15 protein-coding genes are annotated in these 16,004 nt (G+C 71.7%); 5 read left to right on the top strand and 10 right to left on the bottom strand.

From position 1 onward, the window contains the following. Positions 1 to 390 precede the first annotated feature (390 nt). From ACIBCK_RS15125 to ACIBCK_RS15140, 4 genes are read right to left on the bottom strand one after another with little or no spacing between them, the layout of a single operon-like run. Positions 391 to 1,608 (bottom strand): ABC transporter permease, encoded by a 1,218-nt coding sequence (locus tag ACIBCK_RS15125; RefSeq protein WP_399390279.1) that lies wholly within the window; start codon positions 1,606 to 1,608, stop codon positions 391 to 393. Beyond that, positions 1,605 to 2,309, bottom strand: coding sequence for an ABC transporter ATP-binding protein (locus ACIBCK_RS15130; protein WP_399390281.1), 705 nt, complete (start codon positions 2,307 to 2,309; stop codon positions 1,605 to 1,607). Before ACIBCK_RS15130 ends, ACIBCK_RS15125 begins: the two co-directional genes overlap by 4 nt. Continuing rightward, positions 2,306 to 3,373, bottom strand: coding sequence for a peptidoglycan-binding protein (locus tag ACIBCK_RS15135; RefSeq protein WP_399390283.1), 1,068 nt, complete (start codon positions 3,371 to 3,373; stop codon positions 2,306 to 2,308). Before ACIBCK_RS15135 ends, ACIBCK_RS15130 begins: the two co-directional genes overlap by 4 nt. Then, positions 3,370 to 3,858, bottom strand: coding sequence for a hypothetical protein (locus tag ACIBCK_RS15140; protein ID WP_399390285.1), 489 nt, complete (start codon positions 3,856 to 3,858; stop codon positions 3,370 to 3,372). Before ACIBCK_RS15140 ends, ACIBCK_RS15135 begins: the two co-directional genes overlap by 4 nt. A 143-nt stretch (positions 3,859 to 4,001) precedes the next feature. Here ACIBCK_RS15140 and ACIBCK_RS15145 point away from each other — a divergent pair, with 143 nt between their 5' ends. Both ACIBCK_RS15145 and ACIBCK_RS15150 read left to right on the top strand, forming a co-directional pair. Then, the gene (locus ACIBCK_RS15145; protein WP_399390287.1) at positions 4,002 to 4,670 is read left to right on the top strand and encodes a response regulator transcription factor; all 669 of its coding nucleotides are present in this window, start codon (positions 4,002 to 4,004) and stop codon (positions 4,668 to 4,670) included. A 169-nt stretch (positions 4,671 to 4,839) separates the two neighbouring features. Next, a complete protein-coding gene (locus ACIBCK_RS15150; RefSeq protein WP_399390694.1) occupies positions 4,840 to 6,033 on the top strand; it encodes a sensor histidine kinase in 1,194 nt (397 codons plus the stop codon). 37 nt (positions 6,034 to 6,070) lie between these two features. Here the strand turns inward: ACIBCK_RS15150 and ACIBCK_RS15155 are convergent, their stop codons facing one another. Continuing rightward, the gene (locus tag ACIBCK_RS15155; RefSeq protein ID WP_399390289.1) at positions 6,071 to 6,835 is read right to left on the bottom strand and encodes an SIS domain-containing protein; all 765 of its coding nucleotides are present in this window, start codon (positions 6,833 to 6,835) and stop codon (positions 6,071 to 6,073) included. A gap of 258 nt (positions 6,836 to 7,093) precedes the next feature. Here ACIBCK_RS15155 and ACIBCK_RS15160 point away from each other — a divergent pair, with 258 nt between their 5' ends. Next, positions 7,094 to 7,786: a metal-dependent transcriptional regulator gene (locus ACIBCK_RS15160; protein ID WP_399390291.1), complete on the top strand. Its 693-nt coding sequence runs from the start codon at positions 7,094 to 7,096 to the stop codon at positions 7,784 to 7,786. 566 nt (positions 7,787 to 8,352) lie between these two features. Further along, positions 8,353 to 9,216 carry an alpha/beta hydrolase gene (locus tag ACIBCK_RS15165; RefSeq protein WP_367043062.1) on the top strand — a complete coding sequence of 288 codons (864 nt, stop codon included), beginning with the start codon at positions 8,353 to 8,355 and terminating at the stop codon, positions 9,214 to 9,216. A 24-nt stretch (positions 9,217 to 9,240) separates the two neighbouring features. Here the strand turns inward: ACIBCK_RS15165 and pdxH are convergent, their stop codons facing one another. Then, complete coding sequence (gene pdxH, locus ACIBCK_RS15170; protein WP_399390696.1) at positions 9,241 to 10,002, bottom strand: pyridoxamine 5'-phosphate oxidase; 762 nt, start codon at positions 10,000 to 10,002, stop codon at positions 9,241 to 9,243. Positions 10,003 to 10,299: 297 nt separating this feature from the next. On the opposite strand from pdxH, the gene ACIBCK_RS15175 reads away from it, so the two are divergent. Continuing rightward, positions 10,300 to 11,400: a citrate synthase 2 gene (locus tag ACIBCK_RS15175; RefSeq protein ID WP_399390294.1), complete on the top strand. Its 1,101-nt coding sequence runs from the start codon at positions 10,300 to 10,302 to the stop codon at positions 11,398 to 11,400. Between the two features lie 169 nt (positions 11,401 to 11,569). Here the strand turns inward: ACIBCK_RS15175 and ACIBCK_RS15180 are convergent, their stop codons facing one another. Genes ACIBCK_RS15180 through ACIBCK_RS15195 form a run of 4 tightly spaced genes read right to left on the bottom strand, consistent with a single transcriptional unit; the run spans position 11,570 to position 16,000 of the window. Then, positions 11,570 to 12,178, bottom strand: coding sequence for a TetR/AcrR family transcriptional regulator (locus ACIBCK_RS15180; RefSeq protein ID WP_399390296.1), 609 nt, complete (start codon positions 12,176 to 12,178; stop codon positions 11,570 to 11,572). Next, on the bottom strand, positions 12,166 to 12,900 hold the full coding sequence (locus ACIBCK_RS15185; protein WP_399390298.1) for an enoyl-CoA hydratase family protein: 735 nt from the start codon (positions 12,898 to 12,900) through the stop codon (positions 12,166 to 12,168). Before ACIBCK_RS15185 ends, ACIBCK_RS15180 begins: the two co-directional genes overlap by 13 nt. A 38-nt stretch (positions 12,901 to 12,938) precedes the next feature. Then, positions 12,939 to 14,105: an acyl-CoA dehydrogenase family protein gene (locus ACIBCK_RS15190; protein ID WP_399390300.1), complete on the bottom strand. Its 1,167-nt coding sequence runs from the start codon at positions 14,103 to 14,105 to the stop codon at positions 12,939 to 12,941. Further along, a complete protein-coding gene (locus tag ACIBCK_RS15195; RefSeq protein ID WP_399390302.1) occupies positions 14,102 to 16,000 on the bottom strand; it encodes a biotin carboxylase N-terminal domain-containing protein in 1,899 nt (632 codons plus the stop codon). The genes ACIBCK_RS15190 and ACIBCK_RS15195 overlap by 4 nt, the downstream gene beginning before the upstream one ends. Positions 16,001 to 16,004 lie beyond the last annotated feature (4 nt).

A 16,004-nucleotide genomic window follows, 5' to 3' on the forward strand; every position in this document is an offset into this window, starting at 1 on the left:
GGCCGCCGCGTTTCCCTGCCGGGTGGGCGGGTGTCCAAGGCCGCCGCTTCGCGGCGGATCTTTCCCGCCCACCCACCCGATTGCCCAGCAGCTGATCGTTACCGACACGAGGCACCGCAGGGTGAACGGGTGGGTGGGCGGGGAGAATCCGCCGCGGAGCGGCGGCATGAAGGCAATCCGCACCCGCTGAAGGGCAGCCTGAACCCCGCCGGTTCCGCACCGGCGGGGGGTCGCGGCCCGGAGCCGCCGGTTCCGCACCGGCGGGGAGTTGTGGCCCGGATCCGCCGGTTCCGCACCGCCGTGCGGCAGTGCAGGGGCAGGGCCCGCCCCACCGCAGGCCGGCGGCAGTCCGCGTGCAGGGACAAGGCCCCGCCCCGCCGCCCCGGCCGGCTAGGCCGCGTGCAGCGCCAAGGTTGGGGAGAGGCGGGCCGCCCGTACCGCGGGGTAGAGGCCGGCCACCGTTCCGATGATCAGCGTTGCTCCGAAGCCGCCGCTCACCGCCCAGAGGGGGACCACCCAGGGGAGGCCGCCCGACGTCGCGTAGACGCCCGTCGCCGCCGCGCCCAGGGCGATTCCGGCGAGGCCGCCGAGGCCCGACAGGAGGAGGGACTCCGTCACGAACTGGATGCGGATCTGCCCCTTCGTCGCGCCCATCGAGCGCCGCAGACCGATCTCGTACCGTCTCTCCAGGACCGAGATGATCATGGTGTTGGCCACGCCGACCCCGCCCACCAGCAGCGCGATCCCGCCCAGGCCGAGCAGCAGCGTCGAGAACGCGCCCTCCGTCGCCGCCTTCGCCTGCAGCGCCGATGACGGGTCGGTGACCTGGACGTTGCGCGGGTTCTCCGGGTCGATCGACGCGGCGAGCAGGTCACGGACCTCGTGCACCGAGGCGTCGGTCGAGCGCTCGTACACCGACGTCGGGCGGCCGTCGAAGCCGAGCTCGCTCTTCGCCGCGTCCCAGCCCACGAGCGCCGAGCGCTCCACGTCGGGTGAGAGCGGCAGCGGTTCGAGGATGCCGACGACCGTGAAGTACCGGTCGTCCACCCAGACCTGCTGGCCGGGCTCGGTGATGCCGAGGCGCTGCGCCGCGACGTGGCCGAGGACGATCGAGGGGTAGCGGCTGTTGGCCGCGTTGAACCACGTGCCGCTGTCCATCTCGCCGCGCAGCACCTTCAGCAGACCCTCGGTGGCCGCCCTGACGGCGAGGCCGCCGGTCTCGTCCTCGGGGATCTTCTCGCTGCGCCGCACGGTGTTCTCCAGGTCGCCGGTCGCGCCGACGTCCTGTACGCCCGCCACGCGGGAGACCCGGCCCGCCGCGTCTCGCGGCAGCACCACCTTCTCCCCGGAGAACATCGGCTCCCCCGGGGACGCCACCAGCATGTTCGTGCCCAACTCGTCCAGCTCCTCCATCAGTTGGGCCTTGCTGGAGGACGAGATGCCTACCACCGCGATCATCGTCGCTATCCCGATGGCGATTCCCAGGGCGGAGAGCACGACCCGTACCGGACGGCTGCGCAGTCCCGCCGAGCCGACGTGCAGGACGTCCCGCGGACCGAGCCGTGCCGCCTTCAGGCGCACGTGTCCGACGCGCTTCGTACGGATCATCCGGCGAACACCCCCGAAGAAGCAGTCGCGGAGTGGACGTCCGCCACCACCTGCCCGTCCCGTATCCGCACCTGCCGCGGCAGCCGCTCCGCGATCTCCGTGTCGTGGGTGATGACGGCGATGGTCGCGCCCTCCGCGTTGAGGTCGTGCAGGAGCTCCATCACCGCCTCGCCGGACGCGGAGTCCAGCGCCCCGGTCGGTTCGTCGGCCAGGAGCAGGTCCGGCGCCCCGACCACCGCGCGCGCGATGGCGACGCGCTGCTTCTGGCCGCCGGAGAGTTCGTGCGGGCGGTGTTTCATGCGGTCGGCGAGGCCCACCCGGTCGAGGGCCTCGGCGGCTCTCGCGCGGCGCTCCGCGCGCGAGAGGCCGGAGTACAGGAGCCCCTCGGCCACGTTGTCGCGCGCGCTGATCCCCGGCACCAGATGGAACGCCTGGAACACGAAGCCGATGTGCCGTGCGCGCAAAGCGGACAGGCTGCGGTCGGCGAGCGTCGCGACATCGTGTCCCGCGATGGCCACCGAGCCCTCCGAGGGGCGGTCCAGGGTGCCGATGATGTGCAGGAGAGTCGACTTGCCGGAGCCGGAGGGGCCGACGATGGCGAGGAGTTCGCCCTCCTCGACCCGCAGGTCGACCCCGCGCAGGGCGGCGACTCCGCCCGGGTACTTCTTGGTGACCCCGCCCAACTCCACGACGGCGCTCATATCTTGGGCACCCCGACCTTCATGCCGTCCTTCAAACCGCCTCCGGTGACCTCGACGCGGCCCTGGCCGAACATGCCGAGCTCGACCTTCACCTGGCGGGCGCGGCCGTGCTCGACGACCTGGACGCCGTAGCCGCCGCCGGGCAGCGCGAGGAGGGCGTTGTCGGGGACGGACAGGACGTCCTCGCGGGTCTCTCCGGTGAGGTTCACCGTGACCGGGGACTGGTCGAAGCCGTCGACCTTGCCGGGGTCGTCGAAGGAGACCGTCACCGGGATCTTGGGCGTCTTGTCGGCCGGGTCGTCGCCCGGCTTGGCGGTCTTGCCGACGGAGGCGACCTTTCCCTTGGCGGTCGAGCCGTCCGGCAGGTCCACGGTCACCTTGGTGCCCACCTTGGCGAGCTTCCCCTCGGCGACGTCGAGCTGGAAACGTACGACCCGCTCGGAGCCGGTCGTGCTGAGCACCGGCTTGCCCGGTGCGACCTGGTCGCCGACGGCCGACTCGGTGGACTTCACGCGGACGCCGCCGGGCGAGAAGGCGATCTGGTCGGGTCCGACGCGGCCCGTCTGCTTGCGCTCGTGCGCCTTCTGCCACTGCTTGACGGCGTCCGCCGTACCCGCCGTGTACTCGTCGTCGACGGCGAGCCCGGCGCCGTATCCGAGGGCTTGGAGGTTCTCCTCGAGCTGCCGTACGTCGTTGCCCTCGTCGCCCGTCTTCAGCGTGCGGTACATGGGCTCGGTGCCGTACATGAGGCGCACCGGGACGCCGTTGACCTCGTACAGGCGCCCGTCCCGTTTGATCGTCGAGCCGGTGCCCGCGGACCAGGTGAGGGTGCCGGTGGTGCCCGCGTTGACCTTGCTTTCCTTGGCGTAGCCGAGGGTGCCGTCGGTCTGGGTGCCGCTGCTGAGGTCGCCGCGTTCCACGGGGGCGGTGGCCGGCGGCAGGCCGGCGTCCTGGCTGACGGACTCGTCCTTGCCGTTGTCGGCGAGGGCCGTGACGGCGACGCCGCCGCCGGTGATGGCGAGCAGGGCCACGACGGTGGCTACGACGGCGGTGCGGCGCCTCACGCGACGATGTCCTTGCACGCCTTGGCGGCCTTCTCCATCTTCTTCGCCTCGGCGCCCTTGGGGACCTTCTGCGCTTCCATGGCGCCGCCCTCGAACTTGGGGTCGGGCATGTTGAAGCCGTTCTTGCGCATGCACTGGGCGTACTTGAGCATCTTGTCCTTGTCGGCCTGCGTGGGGCCGCCGCCCGACATTCCGCCGTCCTTGCCCATGCAGGCCTTCATGGCGGCCTCCATCTTCTCCTTGCTCAGGTCGCCGCCGATGGTGATGCCGCGGGTGTCCTCGCCCGCCTTGGGCTCGGGGACCTTGAGGCCGTGCTTGCGCAGGCACTCGCGCTCCTTGAAGGCGGCGTCGGCCTGCTTGCCCTTGCCGCCGTCGGCCTTGTCCTGGCTGCTGTCGCCGCCGTCGCCGGACGAGCAGGCTCCGGCGAACAGGGCGAGCGCGGCGAACCCCGATGCGATGGCGGTCGAACGCGTACGAGTCCTCATGGCGGTCCTCATGGCTTCCCCTTCACTGGTCGCGTCGGCGCGGCAGCGCGCCGACGCGCTCAGGCTGACGGGAAGGGAGGTTTCGTTTCTCTCAACGGAGACGCTTACACCGACGAAAGGTGCACTTCAGGTACACAGGGCCGATGCGCGTACTGCTGGTGGAGGACGAGGAATTCCTGGCCGAGATGATCGCCGACGGGCTGCGCCGCGACGCGCTCGCCGTCGACGTCGCGGCCGACGGCCTGACGGCGCTGCGCAAGCTCCAGCTCGGCGAGTACGACGTCGTCATCCTGGACCGGGATCTGCCGGGCCTGCACGGCGACGAGGTGTGCCGCAGGGTGGTGTCGCAGCGGCTGCTCACCCGCGTCCTGATGCTGACGGCTTCGGCCACGGTCAGGGACCGGGTCGCGGGCCTGGGCCTCGGGGCCGACGACTACCTGACCAAGCCCTTCGCGTACGACGAGCTCCTGGCCCGCGTCCTGGCCCTCGGCCGCCGCACCCGCCCCGCGCTCCCGCCCGTGATCGAACGGGCGGGCCTGGTCCTGGACACGGCCCGGCGCCAGGCCAGCCGCGACGGCCGCCATCTGGCGCTCTCCCGCAAGGAGTTCGCGGTGCTTGAGGCGCTGCTGCGGGCGGAGGGCGCGGTGGTCAGCGGCGACGACCTGATCGAACAGGTCTGGGAGGAGGACACCAGCTACCGCACGAACGCGGTCCGCGTCACCCTCTCCAAACTCCGCACCAAGCTGGGCGACCCCCCGGTGGTGGAGACGGTCCCGGGCGCGGGCTACCGGATCACGGGACGGTCGGCGTGAGGCGCATGGGCGGGGCCGGCACGTATCGCTGCGAGGGCCCGCACAGCTGCCGCGACCCGCGTCGCCTTCGCGCAGCCGCGTCTCCCACCGGCAGGCAGTCATGAACAAGCCCCGCACCAGCGCCGCCCCCGGCGCCCTGTCCCGCGTCCGGATGATGCGCCGGCCGGCCATGCGCAGCGAACGCGCACGCCTCACCGCCCTGTACGGCGGCATGCTCCTCCTGGCGGGAGCGCTACTCACCGGGCTCGTCTACTTCCTGGTGCGGCAGGGGCTCTACTCGACGATCAGTACCGCCGTCACCACCGCCGTGCCCGCCCGCAGGCTGAACCCGCCCTGGCGGATGCCGACTCCAGCCCCCTCGGCGTCGCCCGCCAGGCGGATGCCCGCCGACGGCGTCACGGACAACGACATCACGCAGGGCCTCGCCGTGACGAAGATCAGCGATGTCGCCGAGCAGGCCGCCCTGAGCCGGCTGCTCACCGTCTCGGTCATCGTGCTGTTCGTGTACGCGGCGCTCTCCATCCTGCTCGCCTGGTGGATGGCGGGCCGCGTCCTGCACCCGGTGGCCGTGATCACCGGCACCGCGCGGCGCCTGTCCGGTGAGAACCTGCACGAGCGGATCGCGCTCGACGCCCCGCCCGGCGAGCTGAAGCAGCTGGCCGACACCTTCGACGAGATGCTCGGACGGATAGAGCAACTGGTCAGCGCGCAGCAGCGGTTCGCCGCGAACGCCGCGCACGAGCTGCGTACCCCGCTCGCGGTACAGCGGGCCGCCGCCGAGATCGGTCTCGCGGGTGAGCCGGACGCGCGGCAGGTGGCCCGGATCCGTACGAAGCTCATCTCCGTCGCCGACGACAGCGAGCATCTGATCGAAGGGCTGCTGCTCCTGGCCACATCGGAGCGGGGTCTTGAGCGGCGTGAGCCCATCGCCCTGGACGTCATCGCCGACGCGGTGGCGGAAGGGCTCGCGGACCGGGCGGCCGAGCGGGACGTGACCGTGTCCGTGGACGCCGAGCCGCTGACGGTCCTCGGCGACGGCGTGCTGCTCGACCGCCTCGTGCACAACCTGGTGGCCAACGCCGTGGACTACAACGTCAAGGGCGGCCGCGTCGAGGTGCGCACGGGACCCGAGGGCGTCGAGGTCACCAACACCGGGCCCGTCGTCCCGCAGGAGACCGTCCCGCACCTCTTCGAGCCCTTCCGGCGCCTTCAGGAACGTACGCACGCGCGCGGGGAGGGGGCCGGGCTCGGCCTGTCCATCGTCGCCGCGATCGCCCGCGCGCACGGCGCACTGGCGACCGCGGAGGCGAACGGGAAGGGCGGGGGGCTCACCGTCCGGGTGCGCTTCCCACCGGACCGCTGAGCGCCCCTCGGCGCCCCTCGGCGGCCCTCAGCGGCCCTCAGCGGCGGTAGAAGATCCGGTCGCCGTACTCCTCGAAGACCTTGCCGTTCCACTCGTGGCCGCCGTCCACGTTCCCGGAACGGAGCAGCGGCGGTTCGAGGCCCCGCTCGGCGAGCGCCTCGACGGCGGTCGCCATCATCGCCTGCATGATCGCGTTGGTGACCACGCTGGAGGCGGGTCCGAAGGGAGCGCCAACCGTGTCGAGGCTCAGCTCCGCGTCGCCGAGCGCGATCTTCGAGTCGATCACGACGTCGCAGTGGTCCTTCAGGAAGCTCCCCGACACGTGCCGCGACTTCGTCTGCGTCGCGTACGCCACCGACGTCACCCCGATGACCTTCAGGCCGAGCGCGCGGGCGTTCATCGCCATCTCCACGGGAAGCGAGTTGCGCCCGGAGAGCGAGATGATCACGAGTACGTCGCCGGGGCGGGCCGGCGAGGAGTCCAGGACGGCGCCCGCGAGACCGTCCACGCGCTCCAGGGCCGAGCCGAGCGTGGCGGGCATGACGTCGATGCCGACGACCCCGGGGACGGCGAGGAGGTTCATCAGGGCGAGGCCGCCGGCGCGGTAGACGACGTCCTGGGCGGCCAGCGAGGAGTGCCCGGCGCCGAAGGCGAAGAGCCTGCCGCCCGCCTCGACGGCGTCGGCGAGCAGCGTGCCCGCCGCGTCGACGTTCCCGCCCTCCTCGTCGCGCACCCGCCCGAGCAGCCCGATCGCGGCGTCGATGTACTGACCGGCCAGCTTGCTCTCGCTCTTCGAGCCCATGCGCCGAGGAACCTTTCCGGGTACGTATGTGTTCTGTTTGTACGTGGTCCGTACGCACGTCCTGCACGGATGTCCTGCACGCTCTTCCCGTGTGCCGCGGATCACGTTGCGGTCTGGACCAGTGCCCTGTCAATACGGCCCGAGCACGGCGTTCGGCCCGCCAGGACCGGGTTTTCCCCTGGCGCGACCCGGTTGTCAGCGGTATGCGTCAGACTTGAGGGCAGGGCCGGCCGCACGAGCGAGATCTGAGGGGCACCCATGTCGGGGCTTATTGACACCACTGAGATGTATTTGCGCACCATCCTCGAGCTGGAGGAGGAAGGTGTGGTCCCCATGCGCGCCCGGATCGCCGAGCGTCTCGACCAGAGCGGGCCGACGGTGAGCCAGACGGTCGCGCGCATGGAGCGCGACGGCCTGGTGGCCGTCGCCAGCGACCGCCACCTGGAGCTGACCGAGGAGGGCCGCAGGCTCGCCACCCGCGTGATGCGCAAGCACCGCCTGGCGGAGTGCCTGCTCGTCGACGTGATCGGCCTGGAGTGGGAGCAGGTCCACGCGGAGGCGTGCCGCTGGGAGCACGTGATGAGCGAGGCGGTGGAGCGCCGCGTCCTGGAGCTCCTGCGCCACCCCACCGAGTCTCCGTACGGCAACCCGATCCCGGGCCTGGAGGAGCTGGGCGAGAAGGACGGGGCCGACCCGTTCCTGGACGAGGGCATGGTCTCCCTGGTCGATCTCGACCCCGGCACGGAGGGCAAGACCGTCGTGGTGCGCCGCATCGGCGAGCCGATCCAGACGGACGCCCAGCTGATGTACACGCTGCGGCGCGCGGGTGTGCAGCCCGGCTCCGTGGTGAGCGTGACGGAGTCCGCGGGCGGGGTGCTCGTGGGCAGCAGTGGCGAGGCCGCCGAGCTGGACTCGGAGGTCGCGTCGCACGTCTTCGTCGCCAAGCGCTGAGGCCCGCCGGTCCTGGCTTCGGCACGGCCCAGCTCCTGTTACCGAGAGTTCGTGTCAACTAGCGGTAACGGTTGGGCAGTTGTGAAGACTCCGGGACCGGACGGCGTCCAAGATTCAGTGTGCGGAATCGCAGCGCCCGGACGTTTTGCGTGCGAGGCTGTCGCGAGAGGCATATGACCTGAGGGCTCTTGACCGGGTCGGCGCCGGGTCTGGCCGCCACGGCCGTGGGAGGGGGCAGGAGAATGTGCCCATCTGGTGAGCGGGAGCGCGAACGCGTTCGAGGCGAGGGCCCCGGCGCCCTTGAGCGCCGGGGCCTGTCCTCCCCTGTTCTGACCCGGAGCCCCGAGCTCCCAGGGTCATCCCCCTCGGACCGTTTTCCCCGAGCGGTCCGCCTCCCGTTGAAGATCTCCCCTCGGCGGCGGCGGCCAATCCTTGAGCGTGGTCACTCGAACGAGGGGTGTTGCCGGCGATCCGGCCGCTTTCGAAAAAGAGTTCGATAGCGTGCGGGGGTGCGTGACAGAACCAGGCGTTCAGCCCGAGCTGATTCAAGGGGGGTGCCAGGAACGATGGTGCGGCGCATTGACGTGACGGGCGCGGGTGGCGTACACCTCGCGGCCTGGGAGTTCGCCGATCCTCCGAAGTCCAGGGAGGCCGAAGGGCCGCCCGGCGGCGTCCTGTTACTGCACGGCCTGATGGGCCGGGCGTCCCACTGGGCGGGCACCGCCCGCTGGCTCGCCGAGCGGCATCGCGCGGTCGCACTCGACCAGCGCGCGCACGGACAGAGCGAGAAGCCCCCCGAGGGCCCCTTCACCCGCGACGCCTACGTGGACGACGCCGAGGCCGCGCTCGTCCAGCTCGGCCTCGCCCCCGCCGTCCTCGTCGGCCACTCCATGGGCGCGCTCACCGCCTGGCAGCTCGCCGCGAAGCGCCCCGATCTCGTCCGCGCGCTGATCATCTGCGACATGCGGGCCTCCGCGCTCGGTGCCGCGTCGCAGCGCGAGTGGGAGGACTGGTTCAAGGCCTGGCCGGTGCCCTTCGCCACGCTCGCCGACGTACGCAAGTGGTTCGGCGAGGACGATCCCTGGGTCGAGCGGCCCAATCCGTCGCGCGGTGAGTTCTTCGCCGAGGTGATGACCGAGGGCCCGGACGGCTGGCGCCCCGTCTTCGACCGCGACCAGATGCTGAAGTCCCGCGAGACCTGGGTGTACGACGCCCACTGGGAGGATCTGGCCCAGGTGCAGTGCCCTGCCCTGGTGGTGCGCGGCCTGGACGGCGAGCTCGGCCGCGCCGAGTCCCAGGAAATGGTCCGTGTGCTGCCCCGCGGGGCGTACGCGGAGGTGGCCGACGCCGGACACCTGGTGCACTACGACCAGCCCGAGGCCTGGCGCGAGGCGATCGAGCCCTTCCTGGACGGAGTCCTGACGGGGTAGGGCGGGGGGCCCGGGGGCCCGCGTTCAGGGGCTGAGGCGCTCCACCGTCCAGCCCGCATCGCCCGCATCGCCCGCGCCCGCTTCCTGCTCCGAGTGCACGTAGCGCAGGCGGTCGTGCAGGCGGTTCGCCCTGCCCTGCCAGAATTCCACGGCCTCCGGTACGACACGGAAGCCGCCCCAGTGCGCGGGCGCGGGCACCTGCTCGCCCTCCGGGTAACGCGCCTCCAAGTCGGCGTACGCGCGGTCCAGTTCATCGCGCGTGGCGATGACCGATGACTGGGCGCTGGCCCAGGCGCCGAGCTGGGAGCCGTGCGGGCGGGTGCGGAAGTACGCCACCGTCTCCTCGCGGGCGACGCGCTCCGCCGTGCCGGTGACGATGACCTGGCGTGCCATCGGGTGCCAGGGGAAGAGCAGCGCGATGTTCGGGTTCGCGGCCAGTTCCCGGGCCTTGCGGGACTCGTAGTTGGTGAAGAAGACGAAGCCGCGCTCGTCGTACGCCTTCAGCAGGACCGTGCGTGAGCTGGGGCGGCCCGCGGCGTCCGCCGTCGAGACGACCATGGCGTTCGGCTCGTACAGCCGGCCCTCGTCCGCCGCGACGAGCGCCTGCGAGAACCAGCGCGCGAACAGCTCGACGGGCGTGGCGGGCGCATCGCCCTCGACGAGTCCGTCGAGGCCGTAGTGGGCACGTATGGCTGCGGGATCGGACACGGGAGGGGCGGCGGCGGCAGATGAGGAGGCTGATGCGGAAGCGGCGGCTCGATCGGTCACGCGGTCATCTTGCCGTATACGAAGGGCTGTCCGACGGGGTGTCGTGCGCCACCGGGAGGTGACGTGTGGCACTGAGTGCCGCATACCATCGCCAAGGGTGGCACCAACGGATATCGTTCCGCTGCCGTATCGGTTGGGTGACCACCAGCCGCACGGGGCATCACCGGGATGACCGATCCGGACCGCGAGTCGAACGCCGGCAGTCGAAAACACACCGGAAGACCGCGGAACCGGACCGGAAATGCCCACTTCTGACACATGGTCACGAGCTGTCTGTCACCACCATCTGTCGTACACATCACGAGGAGCCGCCTGATGTCCGACTTCGTACCCGGACTTGAAGGAGTCATCGCGTTCGAGACGGAGATCGCCGAACCGGACAAGGAAGGCGGCGCGCTTCGCTATCGCGGCGTCGACATCGAGGATCTGGTCGGCCACGTCTCCTTCGGCAACGTGTGGGGCCTGCTCGTCGACGGTGCCTTCAACCCTGGTCTGCCGCCGGCCGAGCCGTTCCCGATCCCGGTGCACTCCGGCGACATCCGCGTCGACGTCCAGTCGGCGCTCGCGATGCTCGCCCCCGTGTGGGGCCTGAAGCCGCTCCTGGACATCAGCGAGCAGGAGGCCCGCGACGACCTGGCGCGCGCCGCCGTCATGGCGCTCTCGTACGTCGCCCAGTCCGCCCGCGGCCAGGGCCTGCCGATGGTGCCGCAGCGGGAGATCGACAAGGCCGACACGGTCGTGGAGCGCTTCATGAAGCGCTGGCGCGGCGAGCCCGACCCCAAGCACGTCCAGGCCGTCGACGCGTACTGGACGTCGGCCGCCGAGCACGGCATGAACGCCTCCACGTTCACCGCCCGCGTCATCGCGTCGACGGGCGCGGATGTGGCGGCGGCGCTGAGCGGTGCCGTGGGCGCGATGTCCGGCCCCCTGCACGGGGGCGCGCCCTCCCGGGTCCTCGGCATGATCGAGGAGATCGAGCGGACGGGCGACGCGGTCGCGTACGTCAAGCAGGCCCTGGACAAGGGCGAGCGTCTGATGGGCTTCGGTCACCGGGTGTACCGGGCCGAGGACCCGCGCGCGCGGGTCCTGCGCCGCACGGCGCGCGAGCTGGGCGCTCCTCGCTACGAGGTGGCGGAGGCGCTGGAGAAGGCCGCGCTCGACGAGCTGCACGCCCGCCGCCCGGACCGCGTCCTCGCGACGAACGTAGAGTTCTGGGCCGCGATCGTCCTCGACTTCGCCGAGGTGCCGGCGCACATGTTCACGTCGATGTTCACGTGCGCGAGGACTGCCGGGTGGTCGGCGCACGTTCTTGAACAGAAGCGGACGGGGCGGCTCGTCCGCCCCTCGGCCCGGTACATCGGCCCTGGGTCGCGGGACCCGCGGGCGGTTGTGGGGTACGGGGATATCGCTAGGTAGGGAATTCTCCCCCACCCCGCCCCTTCCCGAAAACCCGCTCGGCGCGGGGGCCTTGTCCTCAAACGCCGGACGGGCTGGAAATCCAGCCCGTCCGGCGTTTGAGGACATCTTGTCGGGGGTCCAGGGGGCGGAGCCCCTTGGTTTCGGGAAGGGGCGGGGTGGGGGAGGGCTAGCGCAGCGCCTCCTCCACCAGCACCGTCCACTGCGCCACCACCCGCTCCCGACGTGCCCCGTCATCCGTCAGGAGATTGGCGAGGCCGAGGCCTCGGGCCATGTCCAGGAGGCCCTGGATGGTTTCCCGCACCCCCGGCCGCGACTCGTCCGCCCCCAGCAACTCCACCGCGATCCGGTGCGTCTCACGGCCCACCCGCGCCTCCAGCTCCGTCACCCGGGAGCCCAGCTGCGGCTCGTTCGACGCCGCTACCCACAGGTGCAGCGCAGCCCGGAACAGCGGGCCCGTGTAGAGGTCGACCAGGGCTGCCACCACCGAGGCACGGTCCTGGGCCGGGAGCTCCTTCAGGGCCGTGGACCGCTGCTCGGCCACGTACTCCACCGCCGCCGTGAAGAGGTCCTCCCGCGTCGGGAAGTGATGCTGGGCCGCGCCCCGCGAGACCCCGGCCCGCTCGGCGACGACGGACACCGTGGACCCCGCCCAGCCGCTCTCGGCGAGGCACGCCACCGCGGCCTCCAGGAGCCGTTGGCGCGTCGCGCGGCTGCGGTCCTGCTTGGGGGAGCGATCGGCTCGGTCGGCACGGTCGGCCGCGGTCACAGCACCCATGGGCACTCCCGTCGTTCGAGGAACGCCCCCATCCCCTCCCGCGCCTCCTCCGATGCGAAGAGCCGCGCGGACAAAGCGACGAGGGAGTCCGTGTGGTGGTCGAATGCGTCGAGCACCCTAGCCGTGAGCAGCTTCTTCGTCTCGGCCAGGGCCTGCGGCGCCGCCTTCCGCAGCCCGTCCAGGAGAGGCGTCAGCTCCGCGTCCACGTCGTCCCCCGCCACCGTCACCAGACCGATCCGCGCCGCCTCCGCACCGCCGAAGCGCTCCCCGGTGAGGAAGTAGCGTGACGCCGCGCCCGGGTCGAGGCGGGCGAGCAGCGGCATGGAGATCACCGCGGGCGCCACCCCGATCCGTACCTCCGTCAGCGCGAACGACGCCCCCGGCCCCGCGGCCGCCATGTCGCACACGCCCAGCAGTCCGAGCCCACCCGCCCGCACATGCCCGTCCACCCGGGCCACCACCGGCTTCGGCAGCTCCAGGATCTGCCGGAGCAGCCCCACGAAAGCGGCCGGGTCCGGCGGCTCCCGCAGGTCGGCGCCCGAGCAGAACGTGGAACCGGTGTGCGTGAGGACCACCGCGCGTACGTCGGGGTCCTTGCCGCAGTCGTCGAGCGCCTCGGCGAAGCCGTGCAGGAGCCCCGCCGAGAGCGCGTTGCGGTTGCCGGGGTTGTCCAGGGTGAAGGTGACGATGCCGCGCTGCGGGGATGAGCAGACAAGGCTCATGGGAACTCCCTCTGATCGGGACCTACGAGACCGGTGACTCAGTACGACTTGGGCAGGCCGAGCGTCTGGTGCGACACGTAGTTGAGGATCATCTCCCGGCTCACCGGCGCGATCCGCGCCACTCGTGACGCCACGATCAGCGAGGCGAGGCCGAACTCCTTCGTCAGGCCGTTGCCGCCGAGCGTGTGCACCGACTGGTCGACGGCCTTCACGCACGCGTCGGCAGCCGCGAGCTTGGCCATGTTGGCGGCCTCGCCCGCGCCCATGTCGTCGCCCTCGTCGTAGAGCCTTGCGGCCTTCTGCATCATCAGGCGGGCCAGTTCGATGTCGATGTGGGACTGCGCGAGGGGGTGCGCGATCGCCTGGTGGGCGCCGATCGGGCTCTTCCAGACGCTGCGTTCCTTCGCGTAGCCGACCGCACGGGCGAGGGCGAAACGGGCCATGCCGAGCGAGAACGCCGCCGTCATGATCCGCTCGGGGTTGAGTCCGGCGAACAGCTGGAGCAGCCCGGCGTCCTCGTCGCCCACCAGGGCGTCGGCAGGCAGACGTACGTCGTCCAGGGTCAGCTCGAACTGCTTCTCCGGCGCCTGGAGTTCCATCTCGATCTGCCGCCGCTCGAAGCCCTCCGTCTCGCGCGGGACGATGAAGAGGCAGGGCTTGAGGCTGCCCGTGCGGGCGTCTTCCGTGCGGCCCACGATCAGCGTCGCGTCGGCGATGTCGACACCCGAGATGAACACCTTGCGGCCGGTCAGGAGCCAGTCGCCACTCGCCTCGTCCTTGCGGGCGGTCGTGGTGATGCGGTGCGAGTTGGAGCCCGCGTCGGGTTCGGTGATGCCGAAGGCCATGGTGCGGCTGCCGTCGGCGAGACCGGGCAGCCAGGTCCGCTTCTGCTCCTCGGTGCCGAAGCGGGCGATGACGGTGCCGCAGATCGCAGGCGAGACGATCATCATCAGGAGGGGACAGCCCGCCGCGCCCAACTCCTCCAGGACTATGGATAGTTCCGCGATACCGCCGCCTCCGCCGCCGTACTCCTCGGGGAGGTTCACGCCCAGGTAGCCGAGCTTGGCCGCGTCGGCCCAGAGTTCGTCGGGGTGGCCTTCGCCGGCCACGACCCGGGTCATGTACGGGCGGCCGTAACGCTTGCCCAGGGCGGCGACCGCCGCGCGCAGGGCCTGGTGCTCTTCGGTTTCGAGGACGGTGCTCATACGGGTTGCTCCTCCTGTACGACGCCTGCGGTGTCTTCGACGGCCACGACTGCGAGCAGCGCCCCGACCTCGACCTGGCGGCCGGGCGCGGCGTGCAGGGCGGTGAGCGTGCCGGAGGCGGGAGAGGAGATACGGTGCTCCATCTTCATGGCCTCCAGCCAGATGAGGGGCTGCCCGGCGGTGACCCGCGCCCCTTCCGTGAGCCCGTCGGCCAGGCGCACGACCGTGCCGGGCATCGGGGCGAGCAGGGAGCCTGGCGCCTGCCTGGTGGTGGGCTCGGGGAGCAGCGGCAGCGCGGTGAGGGCGGTGTTGCCGACGTACACGCGATCACCGCCGTAACAGCTGACGCTGAACTGCCTTCGTACGCCCGCGACTTCGAGCACGACGAGCTCGCCGGACACGGCCAGCACCCGCACCCCTTCCGCGCTCAGCCCCTCCCGCGTGTGCCGGTAGCGCACCTCGTGCTCGACGCCGTCCGGCTCGCTCCGGAAGAGCTTGACCTGCGGCTGCGACGCGAGGTTGCGCCAGCCGCCGAACCGGGAGCGCCCGTGCGCGTCGGCGAGCGCCGCGGCCAGCGGGGCGTGCGGGTCCGGGGCGGGGGCCGCGAGGTCGGCGAGGTGCCGGTCGTAGAAACCCGTGTCCATGCGGGCCTCGACGAACTCCGGGTGCCGCAAGGACCGTACGAGCAACTCCCTGTTGGTGACCGGCCCGTGGACGACCGCCCGCTCCAGCGCTCCCGCGAGGGCACGCAGGGCCGCCGCCCGCGTGGGGGCGTACGCGATGGCCTTGGCCAGCATCGGGTCGTAGTGCACGCTGATCGTGTCGCCGTCCACGTAACCGGTGTCGAGCCGCACGCCCGGCACGGAGAGCCGGTGCAGGGTTCCGGTCTGCGGGGCCCACCCGGCGGCCGGGTCCTCGGCGTAGAGGCGGGCCTCCACCGCGTGGCCGCGCGCGGGCGGCGGCTCGTCCGCGAGCCGTGCGCCCTCCGCGACCTGGATCTGCAGCGCCACGAGGTCGATCCCGAACACGGCCTCGGTGACGGGGTGTTCGACCTGGAGGCGGGTGTTCATCTCCAGGAAGTGTGCGCGGTCGCCCGCGACCAGGAACTCCACCGTACCCGCCCCGCGATACCCGGTCACGCGCGCTGCCCGCACGGCCTGCGCGTGCAGCTCGTGGACGAGCTCGTCGGTCAGCCTTGGCGCCGGTGACTCCTCGATGACCTTCTGGTGCCTGCGCTGGAGCGTGCAGTCCCGTGTACCGAGCGCCCAGATCGTGTCGTACGCGTCGGCCATGATCTGCACCTCGACGTGCCGGCCGCCCTCCAGATAGGGCTCGACGAAGACCTCGCCGTCCCCGAAGGCACTGGCCGCCTCGGCGCCGGCAGCAGCCAACTCGGCTTCCAGATCGCCCAATTCCCGTACGACGCGCATACCGCGCCCGCCGCCACCGGCCGCCGCCTTCACCAGGACCGGCAGTTCGGCTTCGGTGACCTTGCCCAGCGGCGCGATGCCCATGAGCTCCTTGGCGCGTGTCTTGGAGGCCATGGATTCGATGGCTTCGGGCGGCGGCCCGATCCACACGAGCCCGGCGTCGAGGACCGCGCGCGCGAAGTCCGCGTTCTCGGAGAGGAAGCCGTAGCCGGGGTGGACGGCGTCGGCGCCCGCGGCCTGCGCGGCCTTGACGACGAGTTCGCCGCGCAGATACGTGTCCGCGGGCGTCGCGCCCGGCAGCCGTACGGCGGAGTCGGCCTCGCGGACATGCAGGGCGTCCGCGTCGGCGTCGGAGTACACGGCCACGGTGGCGATCCCGAGGTCGCGGCAGGTGCGGAAGACGCGGCAGGCGATCTCGCCGCGGTTGGCGACGAGGATGGTGCTGATCGTGGTGGGGTTCGTCATGGGA

It is taken from the genome of Streptomyces sp. NPDC051218, from assembly GCF_044455475.1.
Classification (GTDB): domain Bacteria; phylum Actinomycetota; class Actinomycetes; order Streptomycetales; family Streptomycetaceae; genus Streptomyces.

What these genes read in the sequence shown, in the direction of transcription:
- ACIBCK_RS15145 (WP_399390287.1), top strand. Translation starts at nt 4,002, where the DNA reads ATGCGCGTACTGCTGGTGGAGGACGAGGAATTCCTGGCCGAGATGATC.
- ACIBCK_RS15190 (WP_399390300.1), bottom strand. Translation starts at nt 14,105, where the DNA reads ATGAGCACCGTCCTCGAAACCGAAGAGCACCAGGCCCTGCGCGCGGCG.
- ACIBCK_RS15175 (WP_399390294.1), top strand. Translation starts at nt 10,300, where the DNA reads ATGTCCGACTTCGTACCCGGACTTGAAGGAGTCATCGCGTTCGAGACG.
- ACIBCK_RS15185 (WP_399390298.1), bottom strand. Translation starts at nt 12,900, where the DNA reads ATGAGCCTTGTCTGCTCATCCCCGCAGCGCGGCATCGTCACCTTCACC.
- ACIBCK_RS15165 (WP_367043062.1), top strand. Translation starts at nt 8,353, where the DNA reads ATGGTGCGGCGCATTGACGTGACGGGCGCGGGTGGCGTACACCTCGCG.
- ACIBCK_RS15155 (WP_399390289.1), bottom strand. Translation starts at nt 6,835, where the DNA reads ATGGGCTCGAAGAGCGAGAGCAAGCTGGCCGGTCAGTACATCGACGCC.
- ACIBCK_RS15125 (WP_399390279.1), bottom strand. Translation starts at nt 1,608, where the DNA reads ATGATCCGTACGAAGCGCGTCGGACACGTGCGCCTGAAGGCGGCACGG.
- ACIBCK_RS15160 (WP_399390291.1), top strand. Translation starts at nt 7,094, where the DNA reads ATGTCGGGGCTTATTGACACCACTGAGATGTATTTGCGCACCATCCTC.
- ACIBCK_RS15195 (WP_399390302.1), bottom strand. Translation starts at nt 16,000, where the DNA reads ATGACGAACCCCACCACGATCAGCACCATCCTCGTCGCCAACCGCGGC.
- ACIBCK_RS15140 (WP_399390285.1), bottom strand. Translation starts at nt 3,858, where the DNA reads ATGAGGACTCGTACGCGTTCGACCGCCATCGCATCGGGGTTCGCCGCG.
- ACIBCK_RS15150 (WP_399390694.1), top strand. Translation starts at nt 4,840, where the DNA reads ATGCGCAGCGAACGCGCACGCCTCACCGCCCTGTACGGCGGCATGCTC.
- ACIBCK_RS15130 (WP_399390281.1), bottom strand. Translation starts at nt 2,309, where the DNA reads ATGAGCGCCGTCGTGGAGTTGGGCGGGGTCACCAAGAAGTACCCGGGC.
- ACIBCK_RS15180 (WP_399390296.1), bottom strand. Translation starts at nt 12,178, where the DNA reads ATGGGTGCTGTGACCGCGGCCGACCGTGCCGACCGAGCCGATCGCTCC.